We start from the raw sequence: 20,174 nt of genomic DNA, 5'->3' as shown, positions 1-20,174 counted from the left end.
TAAACTACTGATTTTTTTAAAAAAGTAGTTTAAGATATTATTTAATTCAAGGCATCAAGATTTCCGATATATCTACTTATGATTTTTAGGTCATCATTTTCTTCAGTGTTCAAATCAGTCTTTTTAATCAATGAAATTATTTTGGAATAAAAACTATTATTAAATCCGTCAAGTGCTTTCTGATATTCGATATCAGTGTATGATATTTTGAAATCGTCAAATGAAAATGTAAAACCGATATTTGAATCAAATAACATATCTATCAGAATTTCCTCAGATAATAAAACTGACGGTTTGTCTTTTGGTACAATCTCCTTTAGTTTGAAAGTCGTTTCATATTTTTTGAATTCTTCCGATCTAATTGTTTTCTTTGAAACTTTACCTTTTTCAGAAACACGTTTATGAGCAATTGTAGTAACAAGCTCACCTATATCCTCTTGTGACAATGTTTTTGTAGTAAGTAATTCCTTTTTTTGCTTGTTAACAATTTTTGGAATATACTTTTTTGAAAATGAATCTGTGTCATAAACTCCAATGCTGTAACCGGAATTATTTGATTTGATTTTGGCTAATGGCCTGAATATTTCATTTATTTCCTCCTCTGAAAATTCTTCTTTGATTTCGGTAATTTCTTGTTCACCAAGAGGATTAATGAAAATTTCATTATGGAAATTTTTAACAATATTTGATTTTAAATTAACAATTTCCTTTTCTTCGTCATTTCTTTTCATCCAATCATTAGCAATTGAAAATCGAAAACTTCCATAACTTGAGTTTGTGATGACCGGATTAATAATTCTATCAATTTCTTTTTGAAGTTCACTTATACTGTCATCTCTAAATTTGACCAAACGCCTAACTTTAGTAAGTGCATATGCCTTTAATGATTTCAAATAATTATCTGTAAAGTCTTTAATCATTTCTAAAGTAACAGAATGACCAAATTCAAGCTTGGTAGGCTCAATAGTATAATGTGTGCTATTTTGTCTAAGAATACTTAAATAGGTATATTCTTTTGTCTGCCCAAAAGGATTAATATTTTTTAAAGAAACTAAAATCTCTAAGGCGTCATACAATTGTTCCTTAACCTCTTCATCTTTACTGTTAGTTAACCCAAAAAAAATAAACTTTTGTGCCTCCTCTATCTGTCCAGCTTTTAAATTTAAAAACGCAGCACTTCTTACCAGTATACTCCTTGTGGGTTCAAGGTCTGGTTTGTCGAAATAGAAATCTGCAACCTCACTTTCTAATTTAGCTGCCGTTTTGTATAGTTCTAATGAAGCATCAAAGTCACCTTCATCTAAAGCCTGCTTAGCCTTAAATGAGTAATCCATAGCTTCTCTATGTTGTAACTTTGGTTTCATTTATGAATTTCTTTTATGGTTGTAGGTTTGGCAAAAAGTGTGACAACGACAGATGATGATTGGTCTCTTTTTGAACCTCTATTAATTTGCTCGTGTTTCTTTTTTATGCGATTTATTAAGGTATTTGATTTGTTTTCCTCCAAAATACCGGATATTTCTACATAATGATATTCTTCGTCAAGAAAATTCAAATCATCATCATCAGGTTCAGTTTTAGAAAATCTATAGTCAACGCCATCGCCAATTTCAGTTTGTTCTACATATTTGTAATCCATTATTACTGACATTACAAACCAAGCCAATGCAACACCACCGTGATTAGCAATATCTTTATCCTCCTTCATTGTTACTTTTGAAAAATTGGAATCCCAAGTAACAATGTTTTTGCTGGATTTTCCGTCAATGGTAAATTCAAATTCAGCCTTAGAGTCTTTATGATAGCGATCAAGTCCAACAGCAGCCCAATAATTGTGAACTTTTATATGCTCTTTTGGTGGGCCTTGTAGCTTATCTAAAGTAAGATCAAGATGAAGTTCTGTCATTAAGTTATTAAAGTTATTGTTTTCACCAAATATACAAATTAATCGTTTTAGTTGTCAATTGTCATTCTAAACTACTTTTAATCTTGATTTTGTTATCAAAAAAATATAGAGTTGTTGCAACTAAGAGTTATTACATTTCCATACCTAAATCGAGTACTTCGTCAAGAATTTTCATTGTTTTAAAGGCATTTTCCCAACCTCCACAGCATTCAGGGCTTAATGCAATTGTAATGACATCTATCTTATCCATATTTTCAACTAATACATTCCCGACTTTTCTGATCAATTCATCAGAATAAATCTGATAATAGCCTTTACTGTTAGAATAAAAGAAATCTATATCCAAATTTACTATACCGCCATTTTTGGAATCTTTCAGCCAATGATGTAAGCTGTTAAGAAAGTCTTCTATCTTATACTCCCAATCTATAAATTCATTTTCCGGATATGGCTCTTTGGTTATAAAATGTGTAGTTCCAAAGAAATTCGGATATACTTCATTTAGATTTAATATATAATTATCCCAGCGGAACAACGGAGCTTTTATATTGAGTTCCTCCGGATGATTTTCATTAAGTTCAACATATTCTTCAAATGTAATTTTTTCAAGATCAACATTATCATTTAATAAATCTTCCTTGATAGATGGAATAGGGTATAATAGGTCATTATGTCTGTCAATATGATAGAAGTCGTATGATTTAGTGATATCTGTTTCCTGTAACCAGCACCACGCTGCACATAGATGATTATCCATCACATAAACCTTTCCTTTTTTGTATAAAAAATTGGCTGTTGTACTTCCTGAATCCAATAATTGCTGAGGTTTTTCTTTTATCCACATATGCTACCAAATATAGTAAATATCCAGCTGTTGTTGTATAGATAATAGTTCTCTTAAACCTGCTATAATCTAAATGTTCCGTGTTTTCGGTTTGCAAAACTATAAATACAGTTTCTGTACAAAAAAATCTTTTTGGGTTTCTAAATAAAATGCTGCGCCATTTTTTTCAGATACTCCTAAATCCGAAGGACAAAAATATTTCATAGCCTCCATTACATACTTCATTGCGGTTTTGTATTGAATCTGAATTTCTTTCGTCAGAAGCAATGAAAAACAGGGAGAAAGTAGATTATAAAACAATGCTGTTAAAATATCAACTGCTCTCAACAATTTAAATATTAACCCAAAAAATTGGCAATTATGAAAAATCCCAAAATCTCAGCTAATGATTTTTACAATCAGTTTACAGGAACTGAGCAGTACTATTCCTACATCTTTGGAATATTATTGACTGACGGAGTCAAAAATGTGGCATATGAAGAAGAGTGCTACTGGTTTCTGGACTGTATAGCATCTTATCAGACTTCTCAAAAATTTCAAAGTGAAGATTTTCAAGTATGGACGATTAAAAGAATCAAGGATGAGCAGTTTAGTCTTTCTGCATCTGACGGAAATGAAAATCAGTTAATGTCAGCCATTATTCCATTCTCTGACTTCTTTTTTGAAGAATTTACCATCTGGAAAGAGGGTAATGTACTATTACTTCCAAGCGAACACTAAATAATATGAAAACCTCACGATGTATAGGTAATCGTTTTATCAAATTCCAAACTTAAGAATACTTATAAATTTTATGGGAACTTATTCAATTATATATTTAAAAGAAGCTCAATTAGCTGAGGAAGTAAATAACTTTCTGAAAGAAAACTTTGATTTGAACTATGAAAATTTCAATGGCGTTGACTATGGTGTTTTCTTTACACAGGCAATGTTCAATGAAGAACTTAGATTTTTAAATGAAGATGAAGAAGGTAAAAAGATACTAGCCCATTATGACCGACCGCTTACTACAGAAACTTACTATTCTCTCTTATTTGGAATAGGCAACTGCTTTGGAGATATTGGAACTGCCTGTATAAAAGTCTCAAGTGTAATTGAATCAGATTTCAAGTTTATCAGAGCACTTCAGAAGTTCAAAAAGACACCTGAATTTATCAAATATGTCGATTTGAAAAAATCACAGCATCTTCAAAGATTATTATCAATAAGGATTGAATAATTTTAATTGTTTTCTAATCCTTTATATTCTGACTTTCTCGGTTTTCTTATGCGAAATTAGAAATCCATCCTCCAATCAAAAAATCTTTTTGGGTCTCTATAATTACAGCATAGCTATAATTTCAGACACTCCTGAATTCTTCGAACAAAAAGATTTCAAAGCCTTCATTACATTCTTTCATTCCGGTTTTATTGAATGACAGATTTCTTTTGGAATGCACATAAAACAATAGAAAAGTCAGAATATTAAATAAAGTATTATGAAAACATTCACAAAAAAAAGTAATTCAAAAGATTCTTCACAAGAAAAAAATGAAGATAGATTCATTTTAAAAATACTCGAAAACCTTGATAAAGTTAATCCGCAGGACTGGGAACATTATGCTGATGTGCAATTTCAAATGCCGAAAAATCTTTTTACAAAAAAGCAATATCAAGGCTTTAACACAGTAGCTCTTTATATTGATGCTTTAATCAATAATTTCCAAACCGCCGATTATGCGACATTCAACTCTATTTCGAAAGCCGGTGGCAGACTAAAAAAAGGAGCAAAAGGTACAATCATTGAATTTTTTAGCTTCATCTACAAACATAGAGAGACGGGTAAAATCTATAGCAGAGAACAAGTATTAGAAATGTCGGTGAATGAAAGAGAAAATATTAATAAGATCAGCTGTTTAAAGAATTATACCGTTTTTAATGCTGAACTGATTGAAAATATAGCCGATCTAAATATTGATACTGTCATTGAAGAGGAAAATCTAGTACTGGATTTTCAGGAACAATGTAATAGTGAAGAATTTATCAATTCAATTATTACTAACGGTAATCTAACAGTTAGGCAAACTCTTTCTAGTACAGCTTATTATACGCCTTTAACAGATATAATTTCAATTCCAGAAAAGAAATATTTTATATCTGAAGATAAATATTATTCTACATTATTTCACGAGATCATTCACTGGACTGGTCACGAAAGCAGATTAAAAAGAGAATTAAAAGGTCATTCAGATTTAACAAGTTACTCTTTTGAAGAACTTATTGCAGAAATGGGTAGTATGCTAATCTGCCTCCAATTTGGAATTACTAAGGAGTTTATCAATTCCGTAAGATATCTTAAAAGCTGGTCTGTCAAAAATACATCTAAGCGTGAGGAAAATATCAAGAAAGCATTTGCATCATCTAAAAAAGCAAAGAAATTTCTTGAACAACTTTGATAAAATAATAAGGCTGCCATAGGGCAGCCTTTTCTATTATCGTCAAGAATTATTATTAAATATTTTCCTAAAGAATCTTTTTAAAGGATTCTTCAAGACATTCCAGCCAACGACGATAATAACTAAAGTTAGAGATATTTTTCTTGCATTATTATTGTCAGTGGTATTACCTATAAACGCAAACAGAAATATGTAAAACGCTATTGCTCCGTACACCACAAATTTTATTATTCTTTTCATTATTAATTCTGATTAATAAGAATATGTAAATATAAAAATATTTTTGAAACAATAGGTAAAATATTTTAAATTGGTTTAATAGGTAAAAAATAGTATATTTGTTTAATTCTGATAACAATGAAATGGAAGAGAGTACAAATCACAATTTATTTACGGACATTGCAAGAAGGAATTTTCTAATAAAACAGTTCTTTAAAGCAAATGATGTTACCATTGATTTACTGGGAGATATCAATAATCCCTTAATGGTAACTGAAAACAATATTGTTTTAAGCTGCTATGTCAGTAATTTTAATCTTATTTTTAAAGATGATTCTTTTGAAGGAAATGAATCATTTACCATTAAACTTAAAAATGACCCGGCTATTTTGAAAGATAAATTAGCGGACTGGATTAATTATGCTTCTCACAGGAAAATATATATTTTTACCTCTGACGAAGGATTGTATTATTCCAAGTTTATAAGAATTTATAATGGAAAATTACCCCTTTTCAGCCCTTCAAAAGAGTTGGCATATTATGTTTTCCAACGACAGAAAGCTGTTGAAATGGTTCAGAAACTTAAAAAAGACAAAATAAAATTGTCTATTGTGCTTTAAATAATTTGTAAAGCCGTAAAAATATGATTTATATTTTTCGGTTTTAGTTTTACATTTGTAATAATTTGTTGTCGTTGAATCGGCAAGTTGGCTAATAAATAAGCATTCTATGTGCGCAAAAAAAGCAACCAAAAACTTATTGGTAAAAACCGATAAGTCTTTAGTGGACAATTTTAAGATTTGCAGTTTTACTTATTACAAGGATAACGACCTGTTATCCCTATTTTCCTATAGACATTATTTATGTGTCACATTACTGAATGTTCAAAAGAGTTTTCAGCAAAAATATCATAAGGTTACCGCTCCTAATGAGCAGTATCTTGTTTTTTATAAAAAGAGAGGAACTAAGATTGAAAATACAAAAGAAGAAAGAATATTGGAAAGTATCAATTTTCTACTTCCACTAAAATATTCTGATCTTTATTATGAATTGATGCACACTTATTACATCAATGAAAAATCTGATTCTTCAAGCTATTCTATTTCCGCTTTTTTTGAATTTCTTGTTTCTTTTGTCAGCAAAACTCCTTTGGAATTTTTTTCTGTTGAATTATAACATTCTATATTTCTACATCAATTTAAATATATAATTGTATAAATACGGTAGTATGTATTTATTGAATTGTTGAATTATATGTTTATATAATTCAATAATACTGTCAATATATATTTATATAATTGTTCAATTGTAGGTTTACACATTATTGCAAATGTTGATTTCAACTTTTAAAAAATGGCTTTTGAAGATGATATTGTAAAAATAATTTGTTTTTTTTGTGGTGCAAGATGTCCTTTTGGACGTCCATTTATATAAAATGAGCCTACAAAAGAGTATCTTGCCTTTTTTCAAAAGGATTATTACTAACTCGGAACTCGTTGAAATTTTAACTTAAAATACTCAATTAATCATATTTTAAATGCTCATTCAGAATGATCTCAATCATTTTCAAATTTAAAGTATATTAGATATAAAATAGTAATTACTTAAAATGGTGAATATTTACATAAAAGAACCTTGGGCGATAGATGCAAAAAAAGCATTGAATTTTTTTGTGTCGAGAATGGGAGATGAAAGATGGTTGAAAAGACGAGACAAAGTTGTATCATATTTTCGTGAGGTTGAAGCTATTCAGTATGGATTTAAAAAAGCGGAAAGTAAAGATGGCAAACTCGTCATGCCAATTGCTTTTTATGATGACTGGATTGCATGGTATATGTATCTGGTAGAAAGTATCTTTGAAAGACCTTTATCTGGTGACGCTCTACAATCCGCTCGTATATTTCCGTTTTTTTCGATGATAGGGAAGAATCTTTCAACACTTCTTGAGATTGATGGGATAGAGAAAAAGATTGAGGAATTATTGAACGAAAAAAAGAATCACCCTGATACCATTTTTTTTGAACTGGCAGTTGCAAATTTATATTGTAAAAATGGATGGAAAGTATCCTTTATACCTGAAAGCACTTATTATAAATCTCCGGACTTGCAGATTAGAAAAGATGGACAACAATATTGGGTTGAATGTAAAAGAATGCAGAAAGTTCCGGATTATTCTGAAAGCGAAAGGTCAGAATGGCAAAACAGATCTTTACGATTGACTGCCATTTTGCAAGAATATAAATTGTCGTATTCCATTGATATTATTTTTAAGGTTCCAGTTTCAGAGACAGGCGAAAATATTTTAGTTGATTGTTTTAATGAATATCTTAAAATTCATAGTGGAGATAAAAGAGCACAAATTCAAACTTCTGAAATTGAAATTTCATTTAGACCGTTGAACTTGGCTTCTATAAATAGAGAATTAAAAGAAAGAGATATTAGAAACAATTCACCGGAATTAATTGAGGTTTGCATTGGAAAATATGAAAGTGGGGGTAATTATGTGACCGTATTTAACCACGATGAACTATATAAATTGGGTAAGGATAAAAATTTTGATATTCTAAATCTTTACATTGACAAAGTAGGAAGTATAAGTATTCTTAAATGGACAAGTGTCTCCGAACATTCTATAAATATGAAAGCAAAGGACGTAAAATGACTTCTTGTAAAAGCAGTAGATCAAATACCACTTGATGGTCCAGGAATTATTCATATCGGCTATGAAAATTTGGACGGACCATATGTAGAAAGAAAAAGATTTTTGAAGTCGGAGGAAATAATACAGGGATTTGATTATAAAGAAAAAGATATCCGAGCGATACATTGTAATAGTATTCAGCTGCTTGCTTCCAGTAATAATTTTGATTGGGCTGAAACTACCTGTTTTTATAAACAAAGCCATTATCCTGTTCTAAAAAATGATTTGCTTTTGGCTGATTCAGTAAGTGGCTTTAATAGACCTCACTGGGAAGATGATATAGAAAATTTAGAAGGTAATCAATATAATTAGTGAGCTTTTAAATATTTAGTGGGAGCTTCCATTGATAATTAGAATTGATTGGATAGAGCCATTGTATTGTCCTGAGACAAAGTATCATCTGATATTTTATACCTTTGCCGCGATTCTCAAGTTTAATTTGAGTTTTCATGGTTATTAGTTTTTATCCCCATCTTCTTGGGGATTTTTTTGTTTAAAACTTTTTCTTTGTATTGTCGAAGCAATATTTATCACTAAATTATTTGATTTTTTAAATATTTAATAACGTAATTTATAGTCATGATCAAAAAAAAGAGATCGAAATTGATGCTCAAAACCTATTTTACTTAACTTCACTAAAAGTTCTAAATAACAAACATTATTTTGTTCTTGAGTACAGCGAAAAAAGAAAATTTATTGTCTTCTACGCTAAGACAAACAAATCTAAAGTTACTCTTAAGCTTTCTCCTCCAGTCAAGTATAATAATTGCATTATTTTGACGGGGAAATTTTTTTCAAAACAGCGATACACTGTTTTTGATATTTTTATTTTGGATAAAAATGTGTTTTTATTTATAGAAGAGCAATTAATTGAAATTAAAGATTCAGATCAAGTGTTGATTAAACTTTCAAAAAAACGTACTTCAATCAAATAAAAAATCCCAAGCCAATTTGGCTTGGGATTTTTTATTTGGAATCAATATTTGTTTGATGATTATATTCAAAAATATCCGCAGCTTCTTTATCCCATCGTTTCCTAGGCAGCAATACGATTGTTGTGAATAAATCTCTTTTTTTATCATAGCTGTCAATTCTTTCAAGCCGTCCTCCATAGTCCTTGTCAGCAAGCGGATTAAGAGAATAGGGTAGAATAGTATCGGTTTTATTTAGATAGAAAATACTGTAGGTCTCTCTACTTATAATTTGGAATCTTTTAAAGTGTTTTTTTCCATAAAGTACAGTGTCATTTAGATTTTTCCGTTGCTGATAGTTGGATATAGGTAAGTCAATCCACATTGCTCCGTACCTTTTATTTTTGACATTTCTACCATTTTCAAATTTTTGATCTTTAAAAATCAAAGATTTTGACTGTAAAGTATTTCCAATGCTGAAATATAATGAATCACGGATATAATATACACTGTCAATTATTTCTGGAATTTGAATATTGGGGACTAATTCTATTAAGTCCTTATCCTGGTAGTTCATTTTGGACAAAATGATCTGTTGGTGCTCTTCAAGACCTTTTGAAGCACTGTAATAAATATTCGTGACTATATCAATTCCACCTCTTTTACTTTGAATTTTTTTTCCCTTATTACAAGAAACTAGAAATAAACAAAAGAATAATAAAGCAAAAACTCTCATAGATATTAAATTTTTCGGGAATGGCTCTGCTGATTCTTTACCTCATTAGTTTCCGAATTATCCTTTTGAAAGGCCTGCTCATTAGAGTTGAATCTTTTCATCTTATTATCATACAGATTCAGCATCTTGTATTGGGGGTTGAGAATTGCTTTTCCTTCGACTATATTATTTTTCAGATCTGAAAATTTTACCGAAACAATATTGCCTTTTTCAAGTGATTTGGTGGTAATTTCTCTGTGCTTATCGTTATCAAAATGAAGTTTTGCTTTATCAATGATCTTTTCAATGTCAATTCCGTAGTTTTTATTAAAAACCTGAAGCTTGAAATTTCCTTTTTCATTCTTTTCTTCATTCAATTGTAGCTTTACAAAAGCATCCTCTTTTGCATCCAAATGTTTATTATAAATCTCCGTTTTAACAGATCTGCCTTCTAAAAGATTGATCGCTTCTTTAGCCGTAAAGTTTCCATTAGCGGAAAATGTATGGTTTAAGTTGACATCCTTCTCATTGTTCTTAAGATTTGCAAGGAAAGAGTTTAAGTAGAAGTTTTCATTTTTTTCAGATTTTTGAAATTTCAGCTCAAAATTGATTTCATTGTTTTTGAAAGATGCTTTATCTGAAGAAATATTGATGATAAATTCTTTTTTATCTGAAGCTAAATTATCAGCCAGTTCCGTATGAACTTTTTGTTCTTCGCCAAAACCTAAATACTTGATCTGATCTTTTAAATCTTGTAGATTTCTATTTTCTTCAGGATGCCCGTTTTTTAGCCTGTTAACTTTATTGTATTCTGTTTCCAGGTTTTGAAGAATTTCTGGCTTCTCGGTTTGTTCTTTGGTGAGCACTAATGAAGTACCGTTCAAATTAACGCGTAGTGTCTCATTTGGATTTAATTTCTGCCCCGCTTTTTGCAGCATATTAACCAAATTATTAGGAGTGGACATTTTTTCAAAAAACGGTTTCTCTTGATTGGGCAGTTCGATTTTTACTTCTAAATCGGCTTTTTTGGATTGAAATACATTATTTTCCATGTTGTTAATATTATGATTGTTATGTAATTTGTTATCTAAATCATTTATTTGCTTGGATCGAAAATTTAGCAATCCCGAGAGTAGCTGCAGTCTTTCGCTGTCATTTTTTATAATTATTTTGAAGTCTGCTCCTGAGGAATTAAAAGGTGAAATAGTTAGATCAATTCCGGAAAACATTTTTCTCTTGTTTTGAAGATTTTCTATAAGAGAGTTATAGCTGTCAATTTCACTTGAGATTGAACCACGGAGCCCTTCTTTTAACCAAATACTGTTGTTTGTATTTCTAAAGTATTCAGATATAATCTCAACTTCTGATTTTAATGCGTCATCGCTTTTCATTATTGCTATATATTTGGATGTGAGGTTACCAATAGAGATTTCTATCACTCATTAAATGTGATAGATCATAATTGCGAATTTTAAAGATCTTATCATTTATACCTAACAGAAACAAAATTTTACTTTTCGTCTGCTGTTCTGTATCAAGTATAATCTGAATTGATTTATACTTTATCTTTAGATAATTTTGACCTTTTAGCTGAATGGTTTCAGAGACAACTCCTTTATCTAAAAGTTCAAGATAGAGTACAGTTAATTCAAAATTTCGCAGTGAATGAAATAAATGAATCTTTGGTACGACAAGATTTTTCTGAATGTATCGTCTAAATAAAAAGGATTTTATTTCTTTTTTATTTTTTGACGCGGTAATGATAATTAGCGAATTCCTTAGATAATCACAATGTTTATTTTGTAAAAAAAGCATTGCTTCCAAAATGTATCTGAAACAGTATATATTATGGATGATCAAATCACCAAAATGATTTATAATCTGGTAAAAAGACTTTGTCTCTAGTGATGAGCCATCTCTGTAAATAATAGTCCAGCTATTCTTTCTGAATCCTAAAAAGTAGAGATTTCCATTTTCACTGATTTTTCCCTGAAATATCTTTAGCGTTTCTAAGCTTAGGAGCATGATAATTATCATTATTACCGTCCTCTGGAATGAGATGTTGACCTTGATGCTTCTTCTGCATCTCGTTTCTCTTCCTCTTTCTTTTGATTAGCATCTTGATACATATCTGGATCGTTAACCTGAAGATTAATATTGCTCTTTTCTTTTTCCTTATTAGTATTTTCATTTAAAGAGGATTGAGAAGCAGAGATTTCTTTGCTGACAATATTAAGGTCAGTTATGATATTTTTATTATCAGGATATTGCTCTGATTTCGATTTCAGGTGTGCTTTTAGTTTTTGAAGCTCGACCTGATATCTTATACTTTCTTTTTGTAGTTGATTTTCTTCCTGCATTCTAGCAAGCTTCTGAATGCCTTTTATGATCAAGAAACTAAGACCGCCATCCGTCGCAAGGGATAGTATCAGGAGTGATTTTGAACTTGCGCTCAATTTAGCCTCATTTTTTGATGCCGGACTTATCTGTATGGTGGTTTCATCATCTAACTTAAGCTCTTTACCTTTTCGTAATTGCTGAAGCTGTTTTTCTGAGATATTGTGACCGTTAACATTTTTGAGCTCGTATTTTGTTGTATCCACATCTTTTATCGTATTGTCTTTTTTATCCAATTCAAAAATCCTGGACTGGAACTGCTTATTTTTTTCTTTGAACGGGTTTATTATAAAAACATTATCAAATTTTGCGAGTTCCTTTTCATCAGCATCATCTATTTTAAGAACCGTTTTTTCAACACCGGTCTGAATAATCTGAATTTTATCTCCAACTTTAAAATCTTTAAGACTATCTTCAAGCTTGTTTCCGAAAAAGATTGTTTTTCCCCTTTCGTTTTCTATTTCAACAAATGTGGTCATTTCGTTTTCCGGGTTCTTATTAAAGTACCCTGTTCCAATATGAGTGATGTTTCCATAGTCAGCCATCACTTTGTAAAGATTTCTATTGCTTGAAGAAATTTCAAAAAGTTCGGCAGTTGAAAGGTCTTTGTGATTGACTATATCTTTATTATAAACATTGACATCAAGCTTATCGTCATTTATTTTAAAAGTGAGCCTGTTTTTATCATTTTCGGCAATGAGAATTCCTCCTTTAAGAAAATCATCAATTTCTTTTTTTGAGAGTTTCTCGGAAAAATGATCCTGCTGATTCATGATTCCGAACTTTCTAAGTTCATCTGTAAGTAAGGTGCTAGTATTTTCCATAATTGTAATCTGAAATTGCGTTGTTTGTTTTTATTAAGTCATTTAAGAAATGAACCGGATCTATATATTTTCCTCTTTCTTTCACTGAAAAATGCAGATGCGGTGCAGTGCTTTTCCCGCTATTACCACTTATAGCGATAATATCACCGGCATAGACGAAGTCGCCCAATGAAAAAAAAGTTTTTTGCAGATGCAGATATATGGTCTCAAAATCGCCGTGCTGTACTTTGATGTAATTTCCTGCACCATTACTGTAACCTGTATCACTAATGATTCCATCCAATACTGCAAATACATAATCGCTGTTAGCCCGCAGGTCAACACCGGCATGAAATTTTTCAATTTTATCGATGGGATGAAAGCGATGCCCGAAATTCGAGGTGATCTTCATTTTTTCTAAAGGCATATAAATAATCTGTAGTTCTTCAGTTGGGTATTTTTCGTATTCTAATAATGAAAGTTTTTTATTTCTGTATTTTTTTTCGGATGGATGATTCTCTGACAATGAATCGTCTTCCGACGTCGCTTGAATATCATCATCTTTTTTAATTGAATTGGCTTGTGGAGTAGTTGTTTGCTCAGTTTCATTTGCTGCATTATTCAATGAATCTTTACTCTTCTCAAAATATTTTTTATTCAACTTCCCTGCAATATGGTAAGACAAAAAGCTGGTGGTGAATTGATTTTGTAAAGAGGAGTTCAATCGAATAGTATTGAGTTTTCCTTTATAGGAAGCCGTATTAAATTGAGGTAGGAAATTTGAAAAAATTAACAAATGCATCAGTATTACTGTTTTTTTCATTTTTTTTAAATTTTATGTTGTTAGAGTTACGGATTGAAGTCCTTAATGATCAACTCTACTTCTCTGTTGATTCGTAGAAAGTTCGACATCAGGATTTTCTCTTTATCATTTTTTCCTGACTTGTCTTTAAAGTTATAATACACGGGCATTTCAATATAGTTAGCTTCCTCATCCTCGATACTTTTCATATCAAGATTGATTCTGCCGTGTATGGCCGAAGTTTTATATTCTTCAGTTTGATTATTTTCATCACCTGCGATAATACCCACCATTTCTCCCGTTTTTAATCCTGCTATTTTACCGGCAGGAATGAGGTTATCCATCTTTTCCTGAATTGAAATGGTCGTTTGATTATTATTGATTGACATAGACTGGCTTTTTTGTTTTACTTTGCCAAATACTTTTTCAAGCCAATCCAGTGTACTTTTATCTCGAGCACTGCCACTGAGAATATTTCCGATGATTGCTGTAATCGTGTCTGCAACTTCTTTTTTATAAAATTGGCGGAACTGGGGAATTTCCTGCAGTCCAAGGAGTACAGCTACTTTATTGCTTCTTGCAGTAGCAATTAAATTATCTATCTTATGTATATAAATAGTCGGCAGCTCGTCGGCAATAATTCCGCTTGGTAAATTGCCTTTGGAATTAATCTGTTTTAATAGTCTATTTAATATGGTAGAATATAATGCAGAATTAATATCCTGTGTATTGGGATCAGACGCTAAGACAATGATTGTAGGGTTTTTTCTGTCAGAAATTTTAAGTTTGACATCATCACCTGAAAATACCCAGAAACTTTCCTTCGTTGCCAATCTGGATAGAAATATCTTAAGTGTTCCGATCTGTCCTTCCAGCTGGTCGAAAGCCCTGTTATCAAAAGCCGATTTAAAAGTTGATAATAGAGAATGCAGCTCTATATTGGTGAAAAGAGTATTGAAAATTTCCTCGTAACCACGGTTCATAAATGAAAGCAGATGCGGTAAGGTCGAAAATCTGCCCTCTTCATATTTTGCAAGAAAAGCGATGCATGATGCTAGAAAATTGATGGCTGACTGGGTGAAAAACTGATCACTTCCACCTCCTGACCCACCACCTTTTTGAAGTGAAGACACCATTGCTTCCGCCATTTCCTGAGCTTCTGCTAATGTAGCGAGATATTCTTTTCTTAAAGGATTGACTCTTTTTGATCTTTCAACTTCATTAAGATTAATTACCGCAAACTCGTGCTTATAGCTCTCGTCATGTTGCCTTTTCAATTGATAATGATAGTACGCTATCTTTCCCAAATCTGGAAATTTATAATCATAAATACAGAGACAAAATCCTTTGCCAATCAATTGCCTGATCGCCGGATTAATAATTCCAAAAGATTTACCACTACCGGGCGTTCCTATTACAAGTGTACCTCTGAATGGATTGATATTAATCCATCCGTGATTCATCCGTTTGTTATAATAAAATAAGTAAGGGATGTTGATTGAAAAGTCATTCGTAATTAATTCCTTGTTTTGATCGAATGATTCTTCTTCAATGTTCCAGCGGTCTTTACCAAGCTTGATTTTCATAATCTTGCTGATGTTGTCAGCACCTAAAAGGGTTATTAAAACACCTACGAATGAAAGTAATGCGTAAACAGCCTGATAGATATTAAAATAGGGAGTAAACTGCGGGATGTCTTTTCTAAATGTATCATCTATAAATGCCAATGAACCAAACATCATCAGTAATCCAACGACTATTGGTAAAAGGATTGATTTTGTAATATTAATATCTTGATTTTTTTTTGGCTTTGTACCAATTGCAATTAGTATGATTAACAGAAGTTCAGCAAGTTTGGCATGGTACGGAGGAAATAGAAATGGCATTTTCGCAAATGATTTCAATAGCTTTGGAAGTATCGGAATCTGAGTACCTCCAAAAAAGATAATGCTGCATTCAATCAAAACCAGCATATAGACTGCTTTCTGAAAGAATCCGTAGATTTTTTGTTGTTCTTTACTTTCCTGCATTGTTTCTCAAATTGAATTATATAAAAAGCAGACAGCCAGGAGTTCCCAGCTGTCTGCTATACTTTAGATGTAAATGAATATTAAAAAGTGTCAGCCTGTAAAATATCTGAGTATTTAATCTCCAGATTAATTGTTCTGCCGCTGATTTGATTTTCGATCAGCCTGATGTTTAGAACCTTGTTATTCGGATAAGTGAATTTCTTAAAAACGAAAATATTTCTGTAAGACTTTTTAAATGTCTTTAAGTCATACAGACGGAATACAGGCTCTATCTCAATAGACTGAACATTCGTGGCTTTGTAAACCTTTTTATCATCGATAGAAAACTTAAGTTTGTCAATATCATAGATGAGATTTGTATTGTTTTTAAAACTAATATCTAGAAATACATAATCACCAAAAGCGTATACATTATTAAGCTGCGATTCGATTCCCAAATCTCTGTTTCTACGTATTTTATTTGCTTCTTTTTTTCTGATAATCTCCACCGAATATTTTCTGAGTTCGGCACTGGACATCTGGTAATCCGGATATTCAAGAGCCTGCATGTCTTCAGGTAAAATTTCAATGTTGGTCATTATAGTCGCACTGCTGTCAACTTTATAGATCAGCTTGTACTGAGCCATAAAGGATTGTCCGACAATGGTAACAATTCCTAATTCCTGATTATCATAATAATAAATCGGAGTTTCCTCTTTTATTCTAATACTGTCGGTAGCGGAATGGCTTTCCTCTTCAAACTGTTGTATTTTAATTCTTACAACATTTTCTGTAGGAAGATCGCCTATAAGGTGTTTCGTACTTAAATCAACAAACTGAATAGGCTGGGGGCTCCTGAAATGAAGATTGACATTACCTGTAATATAGATTTCGGGAAGATTATTTTTATATACTCTCGATAGTACTGTATTCTGAGCGGATGTCTCCGTAGAAACAAGCATCAGCATAAGGATAATAATGAAATTTTTCATAGATTATGGATTGGTGTTTTTCTTATAAATGTTCTTTTTCTTTTTTTCAAGTTCTTTGTTGTCAATGAGGTAAACGAAAGAATTGTATTTAATTTTTGCCTTGTTTTTCCGTATTACGTCCGATATTGTTTTTGAGGTGGATTGATATACTGAGCTAAGCGTCGTGGTAAAAAAATCAGCGCTACCACTGGAAAGATTTTGACCTTGCACAATGTTTTCTCCCATAGATCTTGTCATTTCACGGAATGCCGAACTTGGGACATACAATCCTTCCATGCCATCAACATCATAGATATTGAGACTGATAGGAAGAATCTCGTTCTGATGCATTACCGATACGATGTTAAGGTTCACCCTTTGCAGTGAAAATCCACTGATCAATGCGTAAAGGGGAGTACCTTTCGATATTTTTGCATTTCCGACGTATACATCTTCGAGTAGGCGAATCCTTATTCTGCTTCCTGCAAAGCCCTTAATGTTTTCGTCGATCACAGCTTTGATAAAGTTATTTTCACGTTGTCTGAAGATCGAATTGAATTCTGTGCTTTTCGAGGCTTTTGTTACATCCAATGTAGAATTGAGAAAAAAATCCATCTCTTTCTCATTTTTCTTCATTTTCTCAATGGCTTTGGCTTGATTTTTAAGTTCAGGGTTGTTTGCTTTTTCGATACTATCCATTAACATCATCTGCTCTCTCATCAAGGTCATCTGATCCTTTTTCCAGTCGGAATTTTCAGCACTCCGAGTATCAGCTTTTCCTGAATTGTTTACCCCGTTATTGTCACCATTGAGCATTTTTAACATTTTCATACTTCTGTCGTACTGATCATCCTCACGTTCTTTCGACTGTTTAGCATCCATCGCGTTATAGTAGGACTGTCGATTGGCCTGTCGGGAAAGATTATTCAGACGTTCTTTTTCTCTGACATAATTCATACTGTCAATATGCCTTTTCTGTCGCTCTGAAAGATCATCATCAAATTTTTCAAGACTTTCATGCTCATCACCGAAACCGTCAATCATGGTTCTTCCATCGGTTCTTTTATCAAAGAAATCAGCATAAGCGTCGGCCTTTCCTTTAATTTCAGAGCGTTCTCCAACTTTTCCGAAATCGGTGGAAATGTCTTTACTCTCAGCCAGTTTATTTTTGTCTTTTCCTGAGTTTTCCGTGAATTGAACATAAAAATACCCTATCATTAAAACGAATGGCAGGGCGATGAGGGGAAGAACATATTTAGGTTGTTTTAAATTGAGTTTTTTCATCTTGAATTATTTATATTGTATTTATCGAGGAGATATTTAATTCTCGAACTATCGGAAGAACTCAATATCTTTTTTTTCCGATAGTAATCAAGTTCTTTCAGCGCTTCTCTTATACCCAGAATTTTTTCTGTCTCTGTAAACGGCGAGTTGAATGAGGTAGCAGCATCCTTTAGGACATTTTGCTTTTTCATCGTTTCGTATTCAGGAATGGAAACTTTTTGTATGTAAATCAAGCTTCCAATTGAGAATAGGGTGGACAAAAAAATCAATCCAAACATGAGATAAAATGTTCTCTTCGGCTGACGTTCTGCAAATTGTTCCACACTTTTCCATATGGTTGATGGATTTTTACTGATGATTTTATTTTGCTGTTCCATTATCTAAATTTTTCTTTTACGGAAATGTCCGAGTTATCTAATGTTTTCCATTTTTCGATCAGAACACCATGAGGATTATTGGGAGATCGGGGAAGATCTTGCAAAAAACCTTCAGTGATCAATTTTCTGACGATAAGCTGCGTCTTTCGGTTAATGGTCTGTTTGCCATAGTAAATAAATTTTAAGTTCTGCTCATCGAGTTTAATGCTGTCTGCTTTTATAGTCATCACACTATTGGAAGAAATGATCTGGTTGTAAAATCCCTTTTCCTTCAGATTCATATACTCCTTCATACCACTGTCATCGATCAGATACAATGCTTTTCGTGTCTGAGATTTTATATAATCGTCATCTGCTGAAAGTGTGAAAAATAAAGAATGAAACATATCGACTTGAGCTTTATATTCAACAGGTCTGTTTAGGAGCAAATCGGTCTGCTTGACTAAAACAGGAACCCCGTTATCTAAAATATAGATGGATTTTCTTGCATCTTTTATCTGTTTATATGAGAAAACAAATCCTGCAATAACGACGATGACTGATAAAATTATGCAGCCAATGGAAGTTACTTTATTGATCTTGATTTTTTTTTCAATGTTTTTTACAACTGCCATAATTATCCTTTTAATAATGAAACTCCTTTAGTGGCTATTGCCATTCCTGCTTTTTTCATCTTACTCATGGCTCCTGTATTACCACCGCCCGACGGAATGATATAATTGGCCAGGGTAGGAACACATAATATTCCTACGGCTGTAATTAAAAAACAGACGATGACCAATCCAAATGACATGATCCCACTGCTAGAATAGGTAAGCAGCAAATCCATGTTCTTTATACTGCCGTCTGTATTGATAATCTGATCATATCTCTCAATTTCTGCCTCAAAGGCAAATAGCTGAAGGAGGGTTCCGATTTTTAAAATAATAAATGCCACAAATCCGTAAAGATTGACATTGATGAATCTGGAAACCCATTGAGAAAGAAAACTTGAAAACGCAGGAAAAACTGATAACCCAACCGGTATAGGACCGATAATAATTAAGATGGTCGAAAATATCAGCTGGATAAAAAATATCCCATAGACACATATTCGAAGTATCCATAACCCAATCAATTCCAGCGCGCTCGATATGGCTAATTGTAAACCAACCTGTAATCTGAGATAAAGTTCATAGACAGGACTCATAAGACTTGTTAATCCATCTCCAACCATATCCAGTCCTTCTTCTATTAAAGATTGGTCTCCGGCTTCCTGTTGTTGGATTTCAGCTTGTGCTTTAGCTTGCTCTTCAACAATTCTGTCTACAACCTGCTGCTGTTTTTTAAAACGTACCCATCTTAAAGAATTCAATTCCTGCTGACTCTCAACAAAGCTGCTCTCTGAGACGTCCTGAAGCTTGATTAGAGGAGTACGGAGAATACCGACAAATGATACCCAATTCACAATAACCAGTCCAATGGCGAAGGGTTTTAGCATCGGTACTATTTCCCATTCACGATCTCCGCCTATCATCTGCCATCCTATATTCCCCAGATAGAGTAGTGCGCCTAAACCCGCTACAGCCTGTCCAAATAATATAAATTGTCCATATTCTGCGGTCATAAAGCTGTCGTAAAGCGGTAGGAACTTTTCAGTAAACCAGCCTTCCAATACGCCCTCACCCTGCAGAAAATCCATTGCTTTCTGGTAATATTCATCACTGTGTGTATCCTGTGAGAATGCAAAGCACGGAATGAATAAAAGCATTATTTTCATAATGCTTTTTAAAATCTTTTTTCGTTTCATAATTTTTTTAA

The 20,174-nt window shown here is 32.3% G+C and carries 20 protein-coding genes; 7 read left to right on the top strand and 13 right to left on the bottom strand.

Going from position 1 to position 20,174, the window contains the following annotated elements; all coding sequences use genetic code 11:
- Nucleotides 1–41: 41 nt before the first annotated feature.
- The 3 genes from KKI44_RS08125 to KKI44_RS08115 form a co-directional block, all read right to left on the bottom strand.
- Nucleotides 42–1,364 carry a hypothetical protein gene (locus tag KKI44_RS08125; protein WP_002977285.1) on the bottom strand — a complete coding sequence of 441 codons (1,323 nt, stop codon included), beginning with the start codon at nucleotides 1,362–1,364 and terminating at the stop codon, nucleotides 42–44.
- A complete protein-coding gene (locus KKI44_RS08120) occupies nucleotides 1,361–1,906 on the bottom strand; it encodes a hypothetical protein (RefSeq protein WP_002977286.1) in 546 nt (181 codons plus the stop codon). Before KKI44_RS08120 ends, KKI44_RS08125 begins: the two co-directional genes overlap by 4 nt.
- A 130-nt stretch (nucleotides 1,907–2,036) precedes the next feature.
- Entirely contained in the window at nucleotides 2,037–2,750 is a 714-nt protein-coding gene (locus tag KKI44_RS08115) for a hypothetical protein (RefSeq protein WP_002977288.1), read from the bottom strand.
- 360 nt (nucleotides 2,751–3,110) lie between these two features.
- On the opposite strand from KKI44_RS08115, the gene KKI44_RS08110 reads away from it, so the two are divergent.
- The 7 genes from KKI44_RS08110 to KKI44_RS08080 all read left to right on the top strand — a co-directional run bounded on the left by KKI44_RS08110 (nucleotide 3,111) and on the right by KKI44_RS08080 (nucleotide 8,417).
- Nucleotides 3,111–3,470 carry a DUF6876 family protein gene (locus KKI44_RS08110; RefSeq protein WP_002977293.1) on the top strand — a complete coding sequence of 120 codons (360 nt, stop codon included), beginning with the start codon at nucleotides 3,111–3,113 and terminating at the stop codon, nucleotides 3,468–3,470.
- Nucleotides 3,471–3,543: 73 nt separating this feature from the next.
- Complete coding sequence (locus KKI44_RS08105; protein WP_002977295.1) at nucleotides 3,544–3,969, top strand: hypothetical protein; 426 nt, start codon at nucleotides 3,544–3,546, stop codon at nucleotides 3,967–3,969.
- 259 nt (nucleotides 3,970–4,228) lie between these two features.
- On the top strand, nucleotides 4,229–5,185 hold the full coding sequence (locus KKI44_RS08100) for a zincin-like metallopeptidase domain-containing protein (protein WP_002977297.1): 957 nt from the start codon (nucleotides 4,229–4,231) through the stop codon (nucleotides 5,183–5,185).
- 362 nt (nucleotides 5,186–5,547) lie between these two features.
- Nucleotides 5,548–6,024 (top strand): hypothetical protein, encoded by a 477-nt coding sequence (locus KKI44_RS08095; protein ID WP_002977301.1) that lies wholly within the window; start codon nucleotides 5,548–5,550, stop codon nucleotides 6,022–6,024.
- A 109-nt stretch (nucleotides 6,025–6,133) separates the two neighbouring features.
- On the top strand, nucleotides 6,134–6,580 hold the full coding sequence (locus KKI44_RS08090; RefSeq protein ID WP_002977302.1) for a hypothetical protein: 447 nt from the start codon (nucleotides 6,134–6,136) through the stop codon (nucleotides 6,578–6,580).
- 433 nt (nucleotides 6,581–7,013) lie between these two features.
- Entirely contained in the window at nucleotides 7,014–8,066 is a 1,053-nt protein-coding gene (locus KKI44_RS08085; protein WP_214590574.1) for a hypothetical protein, read from the top strand.
- A 69-nt stretch (nucleotides 8,067–8,135) separates the two neighbouring features.
- Nucleotides 8,136–8,417, top strand: coding sequence for a hypothetical protein (locus KKI44_RS08080; RefSeq protein WP_214590573.1), 282 nt, complete (start codon nucleotides 8,136–8,138; stop codon nucleotides 8,415–8,417).
- A 654-nt stretch (nucleotides 8,418–9,071) separates the two neighbouring features.
- Here KKI44_RS08080 and KKI44_RS08075 read toward each other — a convergent pair.
- The 10 genes from KKI44_RS08075 to KKI44_RS08030 all read right to left on the bottom strand — a co-directional run bounded on the left by KKI44_RS08075 (nucleotide 9,072) and on the right by KKI44_RS08030 (nucleotide 20,163).
- Entirely contained in the window at nucleotides 9,072–9,752 is a 681-nt protein-coding gene (locus KKI44_RS08075) for a hypothetical protein (protein ID WP_002977304.1), read from the bottom strand.
- A gap of 5 nt (nucleotides 9,753–9,757) precedes the next feature.
- A complete protein-coding gene (locus KKI44_RS08070) occupies nucleotides 9,758–10,783 on the bottom strand; it encodes a hypothetical protein (protein ID WP_185205013.1) in 1,026 nt (341 codons plus the stop codon).
- A gap of 987 nt (nucleotides 10,784–11,770) precedes the next feature.
- Nucleotides 11,771–12,952: a hypothetical protein gene (locus tag KKI44_RS08065; RefSeq protein ID WP_002977307.1), complete on the bottom strand. Its 1,182-nt coding sequence runs from the start codon at nucleotides 12,950–12,952 to the stop codon at nucleotides 11,771–11,773.
- A complete protein-coding gene (locus KKI44_RS08060) occupies nucleotides 12,939–13,754 on the bottom strand; it encodes a M23 family metallopeptidase (protein WP_002977308.1) in 816 nt (271 codons plus the stop codon). The genes KKI44_RS08065 and KKI44_RS08060 overlap by 14 nt, the downstream gene beginning before the upstream one ends.
- 26 nt (nucleotides 13,755–13,780) lie before the next feature.
- Nucleotides 13,781–15,763, bottom strand: a complete 1,983-nt coding sequence (locus KKI44_RS08055) for a type IV secretion system DNA-binding domain-containing protein (protein ID WP_002977309.1) — start codon at nucleotides 15,761–15,763, stop codon at nucleotides 13,781–13,783.
- An 80-nt stretch (nucleotides 15,764–15,843) separates the two neighbouring features.
- Nucleotides 15,844–16,734 (bottom strand): conjugative transposon protein TraN, encoded by an 891-nt coding sequence (traN, locus tag KKI44_RS08050; RefSeq protein ID WP_002977310.1) that lies wholly within the window; start codon nucleotides 16,732–16,734, stop codon nucleotides 15,844–15,846.
- 3 nt (nucleotides 16,735–16,737) lie between these two features.
- Nucleotides 16,738–17,997, bottom strand: coding sequence for a conjugative transposon protein TraM (traM, locus tag KKI44_RS08045; RefSeq protein ID WP_002977311.1), 1,260 nt, complete (start codon nucleotides 17,995–17,997; stop codon nucleotides 16,738–16,740).
- The gene (locus tag KKI44_RS08040; protein WP_002977312.1) at nucleotides 17,994–18,374 is read right to left on the bottom strand and encodes a hypothetical protein; all 381 of its coding nucleotides are present in this window, start codon (nucleotides 18,372–18,374) and stop codon (nucleotides 17,994–17,996) included. The genes traM and KKI44_RS08040 overlap by 4 nt, the downstream gene beginning before the upstream one ends.
- A complete protein-coding gene (gene traK, locus KKI44_RS08035) occupies nucleotides 18,374–18,988 on the bottom strand; it encodes a conjugative transposon protein TraK (RefSeq protein ID WP_002977313.1) in 615 nt (204 codons plus the stop codon). The genes KKI44_RS08040 and traK overlap by 1 nt, the downstream gene beginning before the upstream one ends.
- Nucleotides 18,989–18,990: 2 nt before the next feature.
- A complete protein-coding gene (locus KKI44_RS08030; RefSeq protein WP_002977314.1) occupies nucleotides 18,991–20,163 on the bottom strand; it encodes a hypothetical protein in 1,173 nt (390 codons plus the stop codon).
- Nucleotides 20,164–20,174: the final 11 nt, after the last annotated feature.

The organism is Chryseobacterium sp. ZHDP1 (genome assembly GCF_018603435.1).
In the GTDB taxonomy this organism is placed as follows: domain Bacteria; phylum Bacteroidota; class Bacteroidia; order Flavobacteriales; family Weeksellaceae; genus Chryseobacterium; species Chryseobacterium indicum.
The sequence above is the reverse complement of the archived record's forward strand: the minus strand, read 5'-3'. Positions and strand labels throughout refer to the sequence as shown.